The sequence below is a fragment of the Parafrankia sp. Ea1.12 genome, from assembly GCF_900465275.1.
In the GTDB taxonomy this organism is placed as follows: Bacteria; Actinomycetota; Actinomycetes; order Frankiales; family Frankiaceae; genus Parafrankia; species Parafrankia soli.
Genome location: NZ_UBIZ01000129.1, coordinates 1 through 15,108 on the forward strand (window position 1 = coordinate 1; position 15,108 = coordinate 15,108).

At 71.6% G+C, this 15,108-nt stretch carries 12 protein-coding genes, 1 tRNA gene and 1 riboswitch; of the genes, 6 read left to right on the plus strand and 7 right to left on the minus strand.

What is annotated here, in order from left to right:
• The first annotated feature begins 702 nt into the window (after window positions 1–702).
• Window positions 703–909: riboswitch (cyclic di-AMP (ydaO/yuaA leader) on the plus strand.
• Between the two features lie 5 nt (window positions 910–914).
• Window positions 915–2,021, plus strand: a complete 1,107-nt coding sequence (locus FMEAI12_RS03070; protein WP_207912527.1) for a C40 family peptidase — start codon at window positions 915–917, stop codon at window positions 2,019–2,021.
• A 968-nt stretch (window positions 2,022–2,989) separates the two neighbouring features.
• Here FMEAI12_RS03070 and FMEAI12_RS03075 read toward each other — a convergent pair.
• From FMEAI12_RS03075 to FMEAI12_RS03085, 3 genes are all read right to left on the minus strand, one after another.
• Complete coding sequence (locus tag FMEAI12_RS03075; RefSeq protein ID WP_112104906.1) at window positions 2,990–3,658, minus strand: PHB depolymerase family esterase; 669 nt, start codon at window positions 3,656–3,658, stop codon at window positions 2,990–2,992.
• A 98-nt stretch (window positions 3,659–3,756) separates the two neighbouring features.
• On the minus strand, window positions 3,757–4,509 hold the full coding sequence (locus FMEAI12_RS03080) for a type 1 glutamine amidotransferase (protein ID WP_020463939.1): 753 nt from the start codon (window positions 4,507–4,509) through the stop codon (window positions 3,757–3,759).
• Window positions 4,506–5,759 carry a MurT ligase domain-containing protein gene (locus FMEAI12_RS03085; protein WP_020463940.1) on the minus strand — a complete coding sequence of 418 codons (1,254 nt, stop codon included), beginning with the start codon at window positions 5,757–5,759 and terminating at the stop codon, window positions 4,506–4,508. The genes FMEAI12_RS03080 and FMEAI12_RS03085 overlap by 4 nt, the downstream gene beginning before the upstream one ends.
• 328 nt (window positions 5,760–6,087) lie before the next feature.
• Here FMEAI12_RS03085 and FMEAI12_RS03090 point away from each other — a divergent pair, with 328 nt between their 5' ends.
• From FMEAI12_RS03090 to FMEAI12_RS03105, 4 genes are all read left to right on the plus strand, one after another.
• Window positions 6,088–6,573, plus strand: a complete 486-nt coding sequence (locus FMEAI12_RS03090) for a tRNA adenosine deaminase-associated protein (RefSeq protein ID WP_112104907.1) — start codon at window positions 6,088–6,090, stop codon at window positions 6,571–6,573.
• Window positions 6,574–6,631: 58 nt separating this feature from the next.
• Window positions 6,632–7,102 carry a tRNA adenosine(34) deaminase TadA gene (tadA, locus tag FMEAI12_RS03095; RefSeq protein ID WP_071064836.1) on the plus strand — a complete coding sequence of 157 codons (471 nt, stop codon included), beginning with the start codon at window positions 6,632–6,634 and terminating at the stop codon, window positions 7,100–7,102.
• A 34-nt stretch (window positions 7,103–7,136) separates the two neighbouring features.
• Window positions 7,137–7,223 (plus strand) — tRNA-Ser (locus FMEAI12_RS03100).
• A 362-nt stretch (window positions 7,224–7,585) separates the two neighbouring features.
• On the plus strand, window positions 7,586–8,230 hold the full coding sequence (locus FMEAI12_RS03105; protein ID WP_071064779.1) for an NAD(P)-dependent oxidoreductase: 645 nt from the start codon (window positions 7,586–7,588) through the stop codon (window positions 8,228–8,230).
• A 166-nt stretch (window positions 8,231–8,396) separates the two neighbouring features.
• Here the strand turns inward: FMEAI12_RS03105 and FMEAI12_RS03110 are convergent, their stop codons facing one another.
• Window positions 8,397–9,695: an aminotransferase class V-fold PLP-dependent enzyme gene (locus FMEAI12_RS03110; RefSeq protein WP_235013639.1), complete on the minus strand. Its 1,299-nt coding sequence runs from the start codon at window positions 9,693–9,695 to the stop codon at window positions 8,397–8,399.
• Between the two features lie 822 nt (window positions 9,696–10,517).
• On the opposite strand from FMEAI12_RS03110, the gene FMEAI12_RS03115 reads away from it, so the two are divergent.
• On the plus strand, window positions 10,518–11,576 hold the full coding sequence (locus FMEAI12_RS03115) for a TIGR03617 family F420-dependent LLM class oxidoreductase (protein WP_112104909.1): 1,059 nt from the start codon (window positions 10,518–10,520) through the stop codon (window positions 11,574–11,576).
• Between the two features lie 60 nt (window positions 11,577–11,636).
• Here the strand turns inward: FMEAI12_RS03115 and FMEAI12_RS03120 are convergent, their stop codons facing one another.
• From FMEAI12_RS03120 to FMEAI12_RS03130, 3 genes are all read right to left on the minus strand, one after another.
• A complete protein-coding gene (locus tag FMEAI12_RS03120; RefSeq protein WP_112104910.1) occupies window positions 11,637–12,824 on the minus strand; it encodes a cytochrome P450 in 1,188 nt (395 codons plus the stop codon).
• A gap of 460 nt (window positions 12,825–13,284) precedes the next feature.
• Complete coding sequence (locus FMEAI12_RS03125; RefSeq protein WP_112104911.1) at window positions 13,285–13,914, minus strand: excalibur calcium-binding domain-containing protein; 630 nt, start codon at window positions 13,912–13,914, stop codon at window positions 13,285–13,287.
• Between the two features lie 279 nt (window positions 13,915–14,193).
• Window positions 14,194–15,108, minus strand: a 915-nt coding sequence (locus FMEAI12_RS03130) for an SDR family oxidoreductase (protein ID WP_235013638.1), incomplete at its 5' end; no start/stop codon positions are given.

Here is a 15,108-nt window from a genome sequence, read left to right on the forward strand (position 1 = left end):
CCCCTGGCCCCTGGCCCCTGGCCCGGCCTGGTGGCGGGTGGCTCGCGTGTCCGCCCATGGGCCGTCCACCTCGCCGTTTGGTGTCCGCCTCGCCCTTTCGGGGCGCGATCAGACCGGGTTCGGCCCCCAAAGGGCGAGCGGGATACCAAAGGGCGAGCGGGACGCTCACGACGACTGGCCCGATCCGGTAGTTGACGAACTTCCGCGGGCCTGGCCGGCCAGGCCCGCGGGACTCGGGGCCCGGTGCCAGGTCGGTGCGCGGTGGCAGCGAGGCCCGGTGGAGCTTCCGGGGGGTGCCTGCCCGCGGGCGGCGCGTCGATCCGTTCACGTCCCAGGAGCACCGCGAAGGGGTCCTGGGGATCGGGCCGCGCGGTCGTCCGCGGCCGCCGGATCGAGGCGGGAAGAGACGGGCCGGGGACGGAGCGAACCGGGCCCGTGAGGGGCTCCGCGGGTAGTCCCAGCCCGGTCGGCCGGTACGGGAAACCCCCGCGCAAGCCAGGAAGTTCTGGTCACCTAACGTGTTGGGACGTGATCCTCGTGTGGGCGTCCGAAAACGTGACCGAAGGCTCAGCACCCCTCCTGACCTGGGCAGATGCGGCGCAGCAAGGGGCACTTCTTTGCACACTCGACGTAGTTGAGGAGGACTAGTGTTTACCCACACCATCCGTGTGGACTAGTCTCGCTTCCGACGTCACGACAACACCGGACCGAACGCCGAATCCTGCCCGCGGTCCTGGTGTCCCCTCCGAGTCGTCACCACGGGCAGGAGCGGGGGACCCACCTCCACCGGCTGGCGCCACGACACGGCGCTGGCCTAGGGGTGAAGTCCATCGCGTGAAGGTCGCGCTATGGACCGGGCAGCCCAGCCCGAACCCGACAGCTCACCTCGCAGGCGTACGGGAAGGAACGCAACGTTGTCTGCGCAAAGTGTGCAGCTTGATGCTGAGAGACGCCGGCAGGAAGGGCGCGGCCGCCACCGTGCGCCGTCCGCCCCCACGGCGTCCAGCCGAGCCAGAGCCAGGGCCCGTACCGTCGCGGCCATCACCACCGGAACCGTCGCGGTCTCCGGGGTGGCGCTCGCCGGGTGCGCCCAGGATGTCAACTCGGACGTCGCGCTGGACGACGGCACGAACACCGCCCCGATGACGCTCGCGACCCAGATCGGGTCCCGGCTGGCGGTCGACGGAGCCATCCAGGCCGCCACCGCTACCGGCGGCGGTTCGGGCACCGTTCTCGACGCCACCACGGACATCTCCGCGCCGACTCTCTCGTCGAAGATCGACGTCGGCCTGCGCGTGACGAACCCCGAGGTCACGGTCAACGCGGACGAGCCCGTCAACATCGGCTTCTCGCTCTACAACGAGGAGACCCAGGCCCCGATCCCGGACCAGCTCATCAAGGTCCAGGTCAAGCTGCCGACCGGGTGGGCGACCTTCCTGCACCTGACGACGGACGACCGCGGCTTCGCGTCGTACACCGCGAAGGTGCTCACCACCACGAACGTCACGGCGATCTTCGACGGCACCGACGCCCTCCAGTCGGCGCACTCGGAGAACGACGCCACGCTGCGCGTCCGCCCGGCTCCGCCGCCCGCACAGGCCTCCCGCAGCGCGGACCGCACGGGCGTGAACGTCAACACCCCGGTGGTCAGCGTCAACCTGCCGACCAACACCCTCGGCGAGAAGGCCGTCTACCTGGCCTCGCTGCAGGCCGGCAAGCCGTACGTCTACGGCGCCGAGGGCCCCAACTCCTTCGACTGCTCCGGGCTCGTGCAGTACGTGTACCGGCAGCTCGGCAAGAGCCTGCCGCGTACCACCGACCAGCAGTACGCGGCCACCACCCATATCTCCCAGTACAACAAGGCGCCCGGCGACCTGATCTTCTTCGGGAGCCCCGGCAACATCTACCACATGGGCATCTACGCCGGCGACGGCAAGATGTGGGTCGCGCCCCGCACTGGTGATGTCGTCAAGCTTCAGACGATCTACACGACCTCGTACTTGGTCGGCCGCGTCACCTGAGAACGGCGGGCCCACGGCCCAGCCAGGAGACTGGCTGTTCTCGACGTCGATCGTTCCACAAGCCCACGCACCGCTCGGACGGGGCTGCCCGAACGCAGACGCCCCGTCCCCCGGAACGAGCCGCAGCGCGATCTCCCCCTCCGGTCGCGCGCGGCTCCGCCGCCGGGTCGGGGTTGTCGGGATCAACCTCGGCCCGGCGGGTCTTCCGGAGTTCACCAGGTCCCCTGTACCGGACCGCCGGTGTCACGTCTGCTCAGAACGTCTGTGCTGCGGAATGTCCGGAGTAGCTCTGCCGCGGGCAGATTTCGACACCTTCCGCGATGCTTCCGCCACGTGGCGCCATCGATGAGCTGGCCGGCAGCCATGAACGGTAGGCCGTTGCGGCATCATTCTACTTCGTCATAAGTAGCGTAGATGTAGCTTTAGCCGGCCAGACTGCCACTATCAGGCAGCAACACCCCCATTCGAACCAACCCAGCACCAGCACCAGCCCACGCGAAAGTCAACCGCACCCCACCGATCCGAGATCCTTCCGGTGGGACGGACGTCAGATCCCCCCCCATCTGACGTCCGTCCGGCCGGAAGGCCCTGGACTCCGCTGGCCGTCTGTCCGATCCCCCCCCCATCGGGCCGGCGGCCAGCGGACCCCCTCAAGCCTTCCGGCCGCCCACTGGTCCGTCGGGGCCGTTACCCCCCTCCCGGCGACGTCGACGGACCGCTCGAGCCCCGGCCGTCCCACCCCGCGCGGGGTGGGACGGCCGGGGCTCCGGGAAAACTCGAAGGACCCCTCCGCGCGGCGAACGCGCACCTCCGCGCCGGACCCTCGGCCCACACGGCCGCGGCAGGCGCAAGCCCCGAAATGGCCAGCAAGCCGTCCCCGGCGGGGCCGGCGGCCGGCCAATCTGTTAAATGACTAGTTCTTTGCTACTAGCGCGAACTGTCTGGTCAGCGCACCGAACCAAGCTGGGTCAGACCTTCCGGCGAAGGTCGCGGGAGAAGTCCCACAACGTGCTGCTGACCTTTTTGTCCCAGTCCGTCTCGGCAACCCGCCCGTGCTGGGTGACGTTGTCGCAGGTGGGGCCGGGCTCCGCTTCGAACTGTCCCACGACGCCCACCGCCGCGTAGACGGGGGGGCCGGGCGAGCAGGCGGCGAGCAGGGCGAGCCGCGCACCCTCCCCGATACCCCAGACGTATATCCGGTTCAGGTCGATGTCGGTGCGTTCCTCGTCCATGTAGCGGACGACGTCGCGCAGGTACTGCTGGTCCGCTCCATTCGGGTCGTCGAGTCGCCAGGTACCGGCGACCGCCTCCGGGAAGGCGAGCGCGAAGTCACGGCGGTTCGCCAGCGACGACGCGTCACTGTCATGTTCCAGTGAACTCGCATCCGTATTGTCATCGTGCAGGATGATTACCAGGGGCAACGGGTCATTCGGTTTGGAGGGTGCCTGAACGAGCAGTTCCCGGTCGGCTGACGGATAGCCATCCGGGATTGTGACCCGTTCGACCTTGGGACGGCCATTGGCCGCGACGAGCCACCAGATGGCCACAAGTGCCGCCCCGGCGATGATCACGTTTCTCTTGTTCTTGCCCCACCAGCCGGCAAGGGGATTCGACGCCACGATCCAACCGAACCACACCCGGCCCCCGGAAATCGCCGGATTCAGCCCAGCGCGTCAACGCGGACCCGGGCGGGACGACGTCGGGTGGCACTTACCAGCCGTCCGCGGGCGCCCACTCAGCCGCCGGCGAGCGCCCGCGCCCGCGCCCGGCGCAGCATGTCCGCCTCGACCGGCGCATCCAGCGGCGCCAGCCGGCCGTGCACCCAGGTCAGCAGCAGATCGGCCAGGGCCGGGTTCTGGGCCAGCACCGGCCCGTGCAGGTAGGTGCCGATGACCTTCCCGTCCACGATGCCGTCTGTGCGCGCGGGGGTGCCGTCGCCGACGCCGAGGCGCACCGTGCCGAGCGGGATGCCCCGGGACCCGGGAAGCGGGCGGGTGCGCCCGCCGTGGTTCTCGTACCCGTACAGCGTCGGCAGGCCGAGCCGCTGGTCGGGCTCCACCACGATGTCGCCCACGGCGCGCGGTGGCGGCGGGACGTCCGGCGGGTCGAACGAGCGGCGGGTCTCCATGTCCACCAGGTGGACGCCCTCGTGGACCCGGCCGTTGCCGGCCGGGAAGCTCGCCCCGATCACCTGGTAGCCGGCGCAGACCGCGAGCACCGCCGCGCCGCCCGACACCGCGCGGGTCAGGGAACGGTTGCGGCGCATGCCGTCCGCGGCCAGCACCTGCGGCTCGTCCTCGCCGCCGCCGAGCAGGTAGATGTCGCAGTCGGCCGGGACCACCTCGCCGGCCGGCACCTCGACGATCTCCGCCCGCAGCCCCCGCCAGCGCAGCCGCTGGGCGAGCACGATCGCGTTGCCGCCGTCACCGTACGTGCCGAGCAGCTCCGGGTAGATCAGGGCGATCCGGGTCGCCGACTCGCGGCTCACCGGGTCGTCCGCACGAGCAGATCACGGAAGGCGGTGTAGTTCGCGACGACGTCCAGCGCCTTGTCGTTCGCCGCGGTCGCGGCGTCCTCGGCGTCGGCGTGCACGGTGTGGGGCACCTCGGCGTAGGCGAGCCGCACGCTCATGTCCTCCTTGCGGCCTCCGGTGACGAGCACCTGGCGGCCGGCGAGCCGCTCGAACGGGACGTCCCAGATCCAGGACGGGTCGCGCCCGTCCGCCGTCTGCGAGTTGAAGTCGATCAGCACCGGACGTGGCGGGGCGGAGTTGAGCAGCTCCATCATCTCCACCCAGCCGGCCGGGTTCTTCGCGAGCAGGAGGCGGGCCAGCTTCCCGTCGGGGCCCAGCGGCACCTCCTGGTAGCGGCCCTGCACGTCACCGATGCCACGCATCGCGGCGAGCGCGTCCTCGACGTCGACGCCGAACTCGCGCGCCGCGGCCGCGGCCATCGCCGCGTTCGCGAGGTTCACCCGCCCCGGCAGGTCGATGTGCGCCGGAATGCGCCGCCCGAACCACATCAGCTCGCCCAGCCCGGCGACGGAGACGATCGGCTCCGGTCGGGCCAGGCCGCACTCGCACCACCAGCCGGTGGCGTTGCGGTGCAGCAGCCGGGCGCACTGCGGGCACACCATCGCGTCGGCGGTCCAGTTCTGCCCCGCCGACACCCAGATCTGGCGGGACCAGGTCATCGCGGACCAGGCCACAAGAGGGTCGTCCACGTTCGCCACGACGACGGTGTCGCGCAGGTCAGCGCCCAGCTCGCGCCAGAGCGCCGCGATGCGTCGCGTCTCGTTGGACCGGTCGAGCTGGTCGCGCGAGATGTTGAGCAGCAGCACCACCCGCGGCTCGATCGCCCGCGCCACCTTGGGGAGCCAGATCTCGTCGACCTCGAGGGCGGCGGCCGCGTCGTAGGGCGGCTTGGACAGCGCCGCCAGCACGCCGGGCGCCATGTTCGCGCCCCCGCTGTTCGACTTGACCGGGCCGAGCGTCCCCAGCGCGCGGGCCAGCAGCCGGGTGGTGGTCGTCTTGCCGTTCGTGGCCGAGACGCACGCCGTGAGCCGGTTGGAGCCGACCTCGGCCAGTGCGTCCGGCGCGATCCGAAGGGCGAGCTTGCCGCCGATCATCTCGCCCGAGCCCCGGCCGAGGCGGCGGGACGCCTCAGCGGCCAGTCGCTCGACGGCGAGCGCGGCCTGGGTACGGGCGGAGAACCGGCGGCGTGGAAGGGGGGTCATCATCGCTCCTCCAGACTGCCATGCCCGCACCCGCCGCCGGTGCCCACCCCGCGCTGTGCGCCGTTCGCGCGGTTCGCGGTATGCACGCCGCCTCGCGGCCGTCCCGCGCCCGCGGCGGTGGGCCGCCAAGTGGGTAGACCCAGCCCTGACCCGAGCCCCCGGCCGAGTGTCCGGGAGCACTCATGAGCGGGCAACCACCGCCCCAGGTGGATGAGTAGGACACCCAGAGGTGAGAATCACAGAAGTGATGGGGCATCACCCCGGGTCGGCGGACGCACAGATCACGTGAGGACACGTGAGGACCCGGCGGGAAGGGACGTGAGGACAGACAGTGACCACCAAGGGGATAGCGATCGCCCGTGACGGCGAGCGATGGACGGCTCACGACCTCGACATCGCCGACATGGAGGATCTCGACGCGCTCGTCGACGCCATGCACGACCTCTCCTCGGGCACGGTCATCGCGTTCGTCGAGGAGGACGACGAGTACCTGGCCATCGTGCGCATCGGCGCGCAGGACCCCGATCCGAAGGTCTTCCTCTCGGACCGCCGGGTCCTGCTGAGCTCCGACCTCGCCGAGCGGCTCTTCGCCGACGCGCTCCCGTCCATGGTGGCGCTCGAGGACGACTCGGAGGACGACGCCCCGGTGGGCCAGGCGTCCCCCGTCGGCGACCTCGACCTGCTGGCGGATCTCGGGACGACCGCTGATGCGCTGCTGGAGCTGATCGCCGAGGAGGGCATGCTGCCCGCCGACGTGATCAGCGCGGTCAGCGAGCGGGCCGGCGCCGGGGAGATCTTCGACGAGGTCCGTGGCTGACACCCGCTCACCGGTGGCGGACACCCGCGCACCGGTGACGGACGGCTACCGCGAGGCGATGGGCCTCGCCCTGGCCGAGGCCGATCTCGCCCGGGCCGCCGGGGACGTCCCGGTCGGCGCGGTCGTCGTGGCGGCGGACGGGGCGGTGCTCGGCCGCGGCCACAACGCGCGCGAGGCCGCCGGCGACCCGACCGCCCACGCCGAGGTCGTCGCGCTGCGCCAGGCCGCGGCCCGGCTCGGTTCCTGGCGCCTGACCGGGGCGACCCTCGTGGTCACCCTGGAGCCGTGCACCATGTGCGCCGGGGCCCTCGTCCTCGCCCGGGTGGACCGGCTCGTCTACGGCGCCGTGGACGACAAGGCCGGCGCCGTGGGCTCCCTGTGGGACGTCGTCCGCGACCGGCGGTTGAACCACCGCCCCGAGGTCGTCGCGGGCGTCCGCGGGCAGGAGTGCTCGGAGCAGCTCGCCGCCTTCTTCGCCGACCGGCGGACGCAACGCCGCGACACACGCCGTCCGCGCACCCCCGACTAACCGGACCAGGACGACGTCGCGTAAGCTAGCCCGCGGTGGAGTCGCCTAGTGGCCGAGGGCGCACGCCTCGAAAGCGTGTGAGGGGGCAACCCCTCCGTGGGTTCAAATCCCACCTCCACCGCCCAGAAAGCCCGGCCCGGAACACCGGCGGCGACACCGCCGTCTGACGGCACGACCACCGGCCATGGCCGTCACCTGCCCGTTCCACCAGGGCCGGTGACGGCCATCCGCCGTGAGTTCACGGCCATCGACCTTCACTTCTCGACCGCGATGTCGGCACTTCTCGACCGCGGTGTGCGGCCTTCTGTTCCGGTTCGCTGTTCCCGATCGCTGTTCCCGATCGCAAACGAAGCCGAGTTGCATTGACTCCGGAGCGTGTCATAGTCGATACGCAAGGTAACGATCCGTGACCATGCCACCGTCGTTCCGCCAGCGGATCGATATCTCCACGGTCACTGCGTCACCCGAATCCGGAGGTCAGGAATGGCAAGGATCGTTGTTCTCGGTGCCGGTGGTCAGGTAGGGCGGTCCATCGTTGCCGAAGCCGTCAGGCGCGGCCACGAGGTCACGGCGGTCGACCAGGACCAGAACGCGCTGAAAGGGGTTCCCCGCCAGGCCACCGCCGTCACCGGGGACGTCACCGGGCGCGACATGGTCCAGCAGCAGGCGCAGAACGCGGACGTGGTCGTGGTCGCCCTCGCCGGGTGCACCCGGCCCGAACACGCGAACACCGCGCGCGCGGTCGTCGAGGTGGCGAACAAGCTGGGTGCCAAGGCGCCCGCGGTCATCCACATCGGCAACGGCGGGCTGCTGGAGAACGCCGACGGCGAGCGCATCGTCGACACCCAGGAGTTCCCCGCCGCCGAGCGCAAGGAGGCCCTCGACCAGGCCGACGCGCTCGACGTCCTCCGGGCCGCCAAGCACAACCTCAAGTGGACCTGCGTCGTCCCGCCGCCGCGCAACTTCGGCCCGGGCCGCCGGCGTGAGGCCTACCGCACGGCCGGCGACCGCCCGGTGACCGACGCCCAGGGCAACATCGGGATCTCGTACGAGGATTTCGCGTTCGCCGTCCTGGACGAGGTGGAGAAGCCGCGGTTCCGCAACAAGCGGTACACGGTGGGGTACTGACCTCCCGCTGGCGACACCATTCGCCGCGGGATGACAGTCTGACAGCCTGAAAGCCGGGCCTCCGGCGGAACGCCGGCCGGAGGCCCGGCCGCATCGCTTGTGAAGCCCATGCTTGCGAAGAGCCCATGGGCGATCGCTTGTAAAGGCCATGCGCGCGTTCAGGCGTTCAGGCCATGGTGGCGAGAATCAGGTCGATGTCCTCCGGTGTGGTCGCCGGATTGACGATCGCGAACCGGGTCACCGTCTCCTGCCGGTGCACGGTCGGGGTCACGAACGCGAGCCCTTCGGCAAGCAGGCGTTCCGTCCACCGGTGATAGCTCTCGGCCGGCCAGCCCAGCCGGCGGAACACGACGACCGAGAGCTCCGGCTCGCGCACGAGCTCCACGAACGGCAGGGCCCGGATGTGGTCGGCCGCCGTCCGCGCCGTCGCCAGGCAGCGCTCGACCGCGGAACCGTACGCATGTGTCCCGTAGGTGGCGAGCGAGAACCAGAACGGCAGGCCGCGGGCCCGCCGGGAGAGCCCGACCTCGTAGTCCGAGGGGTTCCAGGCCCCCGGCGTGTCGAGTACCTCCAGATAGCCTGCCTGCTGCGCGTGGGCGGCGCGGGCCGCGGCCGGGTCGCGGTACACCAGCGCGCAGGCGTCGAACGGCGCGAACAGCCACTTGTGCGGGTCGACGATGAAGGAGTCGGTCTCCTCGATGCCGTCGAACAGGTGCCGCACGGACGCGGCGGCGGCGCCCGCGAGGCCGTAGGCGCCGTCGACGTGGACCCACACGTCGTGCCGGCGGCAGGCGTCGACGACACCGCGGATGTCGTCGACGATCCCGAACTGGGTGCTGCCGGCCGTGGCCACCACGGCGAACACCCCGCCGTCGCCGGCGAGCTCGTCGAGCGCGGTGGCCACCGCCCCGCCGGTCAGCCGCCCGTCGTCGCCGGTCGGGACGACCACCAGGTCGACGTCCATGACCTCGGCCGCCTGGCGCAGCGAGGAGTGCGCCTCGGAGCCGCACAGGAACCGCCAGCGCGGTGGCTGAGGGAGCCCTCGGGCCGCCCGGCGCGCCCGGGCGGCGTGCCGCGCGGCGACGAGCGCCGAGACGTTGCCGACCGTCCCGCCCTGGACGAACACCCCGCCGGCTCCCGGCGGGAAGCCGACGAGGTCGGACAGCCAGCGCAGCGCCTCGTTCTCCGCGTGGACGGCACCGCCGCCCTCCAGCCAGCTCCCGCCGTAGATCGACGAGGCGCCGACCACCAGGTCGAACAGGATCGCCGCCCGGGTCGGCGCCGCCGGGATGAAGGCGAGGTTGCGCGGGTGGTCCGCCGATATACAGGCACGCGACAGCACCTCGTCGAACACCCGCAGCGCGGCGAGACCACCGATGCCCTCCGGGGTGATCGTGCGCCCGGCCCGCGCGGACAGCTCGGCCGGTGGGCTCGGACCGTCCAGCGGGACGGGATCCAGACTCATCCGAGTGCGGGCGTAATCCACCACCGCCTGGACGAGCTCCGGGCGCTGCGCGCCGAAGATCGGCACATCGAATGGGTGCACCCGGCGCAGTCTAGGTCCCCGCCGGAGCGCTGCCGAAAGGATCACGCCGGCGCGCGCACCGGGGTAATCCACCGATCACCGGCGAATACCGGGAGACACCCGGCGGGTGAATGCCGGAAAACAATCAGAAAACAACCGGGCCCTGCGTGACAGCGACAGGGAGCCGTACCCGTCATGCCGTCGGCCCGCTCCCGTCAGCCCGGGCCACGCGGACAGACAGGGTCGCCTAGCTGCTGCGCTGGCGCCGCACGAGGAAACCGCCACCGACGAGAGCAACCAGCATGACGATCATTCCGATGCGCTTCATGAGACACCTCCACGATGAGGACCGGCGACCACCGGGGGTACCGGCGATCACCGCGTTCAAGGGCACAACATACCGGCTGACCGAGGCTCGGTCGCACCGCCGTGCGGAAATGAAGGATCGTTGTCCGGATCCGGTCTTTACCGGGCCCGCGCCCACCTGTTACACACCGCAGGAAGGCCACGGCATCGGGACGCGACGGTGCCCGGCCGCGGCGGTGGAGACCCGGGCGACGCCACCTCGCGCCGGGCATTCTTCTCATTCGCGTTTCGCTGTCGCCATATACGTCATGAAGCCCACGCCCAACCCATGCCGATCACTTGGCGCTAAACGTTGACGCGTCGACCCCGGCGCCGACCGGCCGTCCGCTGTTAGCTTTCAGGACATACGAGCCCCGCGGGAGGCGGCCCGCGGGGCGACGTCGAGGAGGCGGCAACGTGAAGGTCGACAGCACCCTTGGCGCGCTGGACATCGCTGCCGGCCAGGCCCGCGCCGCGCAGGCCGCCGGCTACGACGCCATCTGGACCGGGGAGGTGAACCAGGACCCGTTCCTCCCGCTGACCCTCGCCGCCGACGCGACGTCCACGATCGAGCTGGGCACCTCGATCACTGTCGCGCTGTCCCGCTCGCCGATGTCGCTGGCGTACACCGCGCACGACCTGCACGGGTTCTCCGGCGGCCGGCTCCGGCTCGGCCTCGGCTCGCAGGTGAAGGCGCACATCACCCGCCGTTTCTCGATGCCGTGGGGCCGGCCCGCGCCACAGCTGCGCGAGTTCGTCCTGGCGCTGCGCGCGATCTGGTCGTCCTGGGCGGAGGGCACCCCGCTCGCCTTCGAGGGCGAGTACTACCGGCACACGTTGATGCCGCCGGCGTTCGTCCCGAAGCCGCACCCTTTCGGGCCACCCCAGGTGCTCCTCGCCGGCGTCGGGGACGTCATGACCCGGGTCGCGGGCGAGGTCGCCGACGGATTCCTGTGCCACTGGTTCACCAGCCCGCGCTGGATCCGCGAGCACACCGTTCCCGCGCTGCTGGCGGGCCGGCAGCGCGCGGGCCGCACGCTGGACGGCTTCGACATCGTCGCCGGCGGGTTCGTCGCCACCGGCACCGACCAGGAGATCACCGAAGGGCTGGCAAGGATGCGCGCCCAGATCTCCTTCTACGGGTCGACCCCGGCCTACCGCCCCGTGCTGGAACTGCATGGATGGGGCGATCTCGGCAGCGAGCTGACCGCGCTGTCCAAGCAGAACCGGTGGACCGAGATGGCCGCCCTGATCGACGACGACGTCGTCGAGACCTTCGGCATCGTCGCGGCGCCCGCGGACGTCCCCGCCCGCATCGCCGAGCGCCTCGGCGGCCTGGCGACCCGCACGACGTTCACGCCGCCGCCGTCGTTCGGCCCCGAGCAGACCCGGGAGATTCTGGCCGCCATCCAGGCGATCCCGACCGCGGCCCCGACCACCGGCGCGGCGGGCCGGCACGGGACCGGACCCGCGTAACCAGACCCGGTCCCGGACTCCCCGCGCGGCGCGCCGCGCGCCGCGCGGGGAGATGCTCACTCAGACCTTGATGGGCAGCTTCTCGTAGCCGCGCACGGTGCTGGTGTGCAGGCGCACCGCGTTGTCGCGGTCGACCTCGTAGTTCGGGAAGCGGCGCAGGGTCTCCTCCAGCGCGATCCGGCCCTCCATGCGGGCGAGCGCCGCGCCGAGGCAGAAGTGCGGGCCGCGGCCGAACGCCAGGTGGCTGTCGAAGTTGCGCTTGATGTCGTAGCGGTCCGCGTCCGGGTACTTGCGCTCGTCGCGGTTGGCGGACGAGGTGAGCAGCAGGATCCTGGACTTTGCCGGGATCGTGGTGCCGTGCAGCTCGACCTCACGGGTGTTCACCCGGCCCTGCACGGGGGACGGCGACTCGTAGCGCAGCGTCTCCTCGACGGCGTTGCCCAGCAGCGACGGGTCGGCGGCCAGCTCGGCACGCTGGTCCGGGTGGGCCTCGAGCAGGTCACCGGCCCAGCCGAGCAGGCGGGCGACGGTCTCGGTACCGGCAGCGACGAGCAGGTTGGTGAAGTCGGCGGCCTCGGAGGTGGTGAGCCGGCGGGCGCCCTCGTCGGTGGTGATCTCGGCCTCGGCGAGGCCGGTCATCATGTCGTCGCGCGGGGCCGTGCGCCGCGCGTCGATCTGCTCGGAGAAGTAGGTGTGCAGCTTGATCTGCGCGGCGAAGGAGACGTCGTTGATCATCCCCTTGCCCTCCTCGATGTGGAAGGTCTGGTCGATCGTCTGCCGGATCTCCTCCCGGTCGGCCTCGTCGACGCCGATGAGCTTGGAGATGACCAGAGAGGGGAGCTGGGCGGCGAAGTCCTGGATGTAGTCGAACCCGCCGCCGCCGATCTGGGGATCCAGCAGCTCCGCGCAGATCTCGCGGATGCTCCCCTCGAGCCCGCCGACCCGTCGCGGCGTGAACGCCCGCGAGACCAGGACGCGCAGCAGCGTGTGCGTGGGCGGGTCCATGAAGATGATCTGACCGGTGTTGAACGGCTCCGGCCCCATGAGCTCGAGGACCGTGCCGTGCGCGGAGCTGTACGTCTCGGGCTCGACGTGGGCCGCGTCGACGTCCGCGTGCCGGGAGAGCGCGTAGAAGTCGTGCTTCTCGTTGCGGTAGACCGGCGCCTCGTCCCGCAGCCGGCGCCACAGTGGATGCGGATTGACGTCGATGATCTTGTCGAACGGGTCCCAGTACAGGTCTTCCGTCACGGTTGAGCCCTTCTCTGTGCCAGGCCCGCGCTGCGAGCCACCGAGGACAGCCAGTTCACGTCGCCATGCCCGCGCCCGGCCGGTCACCGGAGGCATCACGGCCGCAACTCCCTGACCAGGCCGATGTCTGCACCGGGCAAGACACGTCACCGCCAGTTCGTCAACGCTTATGAGCAGATTGGCGTGGGACGCACTCCACGAGCAAGGGACTTACCCCGACAGTCCGGGTCGAGCCGGGCCCCGTGCCGCGGGTGGAACCGCCGCAGATCGCCCTCGCCTCGAAGAAGCGGCCAGCCAGGATGAACTCGGAGCCCTCCGCTGGTCGATCCGGCCGGGTCGGTTGCGGGCCGTCGACCCGTGCCCGGCGGCCGTCGGGGCGATCTCCGCCGGTGAGTCACCCCGCCGACCGCAAGCCGCATACCCCTAGGGGGTACCTGTCAAGCCACCCGCGGAGCGCGGTTCAGAGATCGGGCAGCCAGCAGCTCAGGTATTCCAGGATGGGCAGCCCGCCTCGCTGTGCCCCCGCGTCCTCGTCGCACAGCGCCGACGGCCTGTCCTGCTCGCACGCGGTCCCGTCCCCGTCGTCGTCCAGCGCGGACCGGTACCCCGGCTGGCCCCTGTGCAGCGGCGCGGCGCCGGCGGCGCGGGCGTCCGCGCAGGACTGGTAGGACGTGGTCGCCGGGCGGGTGGGCCGCGCCTGGTCCGGAGTGGCCGACGGCGTGGGCGTGGGCGCCGCCGTCTGCTCGGCGGTCGGCGTCGTCTCCGCGGGGGACGGGGGCGCGGGCGGCGGCGCGGCGGCCACCCGGGCCGGCGCCGCCGACGGGCGGGGCACCGCTGACGGAGCCGGCGGCGCCACCGGGGGCGCGGGCGACGGCCCCGGGGTGGTCGGTATCGCGACCGGCGCAGGCTCGCCGAGCGCGCCGACCGCGCCGGAGCGGGCCGCACCCGATCCCGGCGCCGGTGCGAGGGCGGCCGCTACCAGCAGTAGCAGAAGGACCCCGCCTACGCCGCCGCTGACCCGCCGGTGCCCGCGAACCCAGGCGTGTATCCCATGGCCCCACTCCACCGGCCGCTGGCGCAACATCCGCATGCTCCTCCTCCGCTGGTCCGATCCTCATCGGACGAGCGGGGCGAAAGCCACTGCGCGAAGCAAAGTCGCTACTTTTCGGCACCACCGCACGGGTGGCCCTCCCGACACTTCACTTTCGGGGCGCAACGGGCGGGTCGCCGGCCTGTTCGCCGCGACGGCCGTGGCGGACGCCGGCGCCGCGCGACTGGATGCCGGCGCCGGATCAGTTCCGGTTGAGAGTTGGCCGCACTGGCCGCCAGCACCGCCGGTGCGGTGGCCGCCTCCGGCTGAAACACGGCGTCACAGGCCGGCGAGCATGCCGCCGTCGACGATAACCGAGGTGCCCGTCAGGAAACTCATGTCCGGCGAGGCCAGGGCGAGGGCGGCGGCGGCCATCTCCTCCGGGCGGGCCATCCGGCGCAGCGCGTCGACGTTGTCCGCGCCGTACTGGGCCTTGCCGGCTGCCCACTGCTCGTCGGTGATGTTCGGGGGGCGGCGGCGGTCGACCAGCCCCGTGTCGGTGGTGCCCGGGGAGAGCGCGGCAACCCGGATGTTGTCCTGTCCGTAGTCCAGGGCCGCGGTGCGTACCAGGCCGGTGACGCCTCCCTTGCTCGCGCTGTAGGCGCCCAGTCCGGGCCTGCTGGCGAACTCGTTCGCGGAGCCGGTGACGAGGATGACGCCGCCGCCGGACTCCCGCATCGGTGGCACCTCGTACTTGATGGCGAGGAAGACCCCGCGGGTGTTGGTGTGGGCGGTGTCGTCCCACTCCTCGACGGTCATCTCGTGCAGCGGCTTCACGATCTGGGTTCCGGCGTTGTTGAGCGCGACGTCCAGCCGGCCGTACCGGTCGGCGACACCGGCCACGAACGACTCGACCTGGGCGGGATCGCGGACGTCGGCCCGCGTGTAGGCGGCCTCTCCGCCGGCGGCGCGGATCTCCGCCTCCACACGGCGGCCGAGCTCCTCCCGCCTGCCGCAGAAGCCGACTTTCGCTCCCTCCCGGGCGAAGGCGATGGCCGCCGCCCGTCCGATGCCCGAGGTCGCTCCCGTGACGAGGACGACCTTCCCCGCGAACCGACGCGCCGGCGCCGGATTGGGCGTCGGCGCGGGGGTCGGGGCGGGGGCGGTGGTCGTACCGTCGTCCGCCGGCGGAGGGACTGTGGTCCGATGCCACGCCGCGCCATGGCAGGTGTACTGCGGTTGTCCGCGGTCGTC

Coding starts and splice junctions, on each gene's coding strand:
- FMEAI12_RS03125 (WP_112104911.1), bottom strand. CDS start 13,914: ATGCGGATGTTGCGCCAGCGGCCGGTGGAGTGGGGCCATGGGATACAC.
- FMEAI12_RS03105 (WP_071064779.1), top strand. CDS start 7,586: ATGGCAAGGATCGTTGTTCTCGGTGCCGGTGGTCAGGTAGGGCGGTCC.
- tadA (WP_071064836.1), top strand. CDS start 6,632: ATGGGCCTCGCCCTGGCCGAGGCCGATCTCGCCCGGGCCGCCGGGGAC.
- FMEAI12_RS03110 (WP_235013639.1), bottom strand. CDS start 9,695: ATGAGTCTGGATCCCGTCCCGCTGGACGGTCCGAGCCCACCGGCCGAG.
- FMEAI12_RS03085 (WP_020463940.1), bottom strand. CDS start 5,759: ATGATGACCCCCCTTCCACGCCGCCGGTTCTCCGCCCGTACCCAGGCC.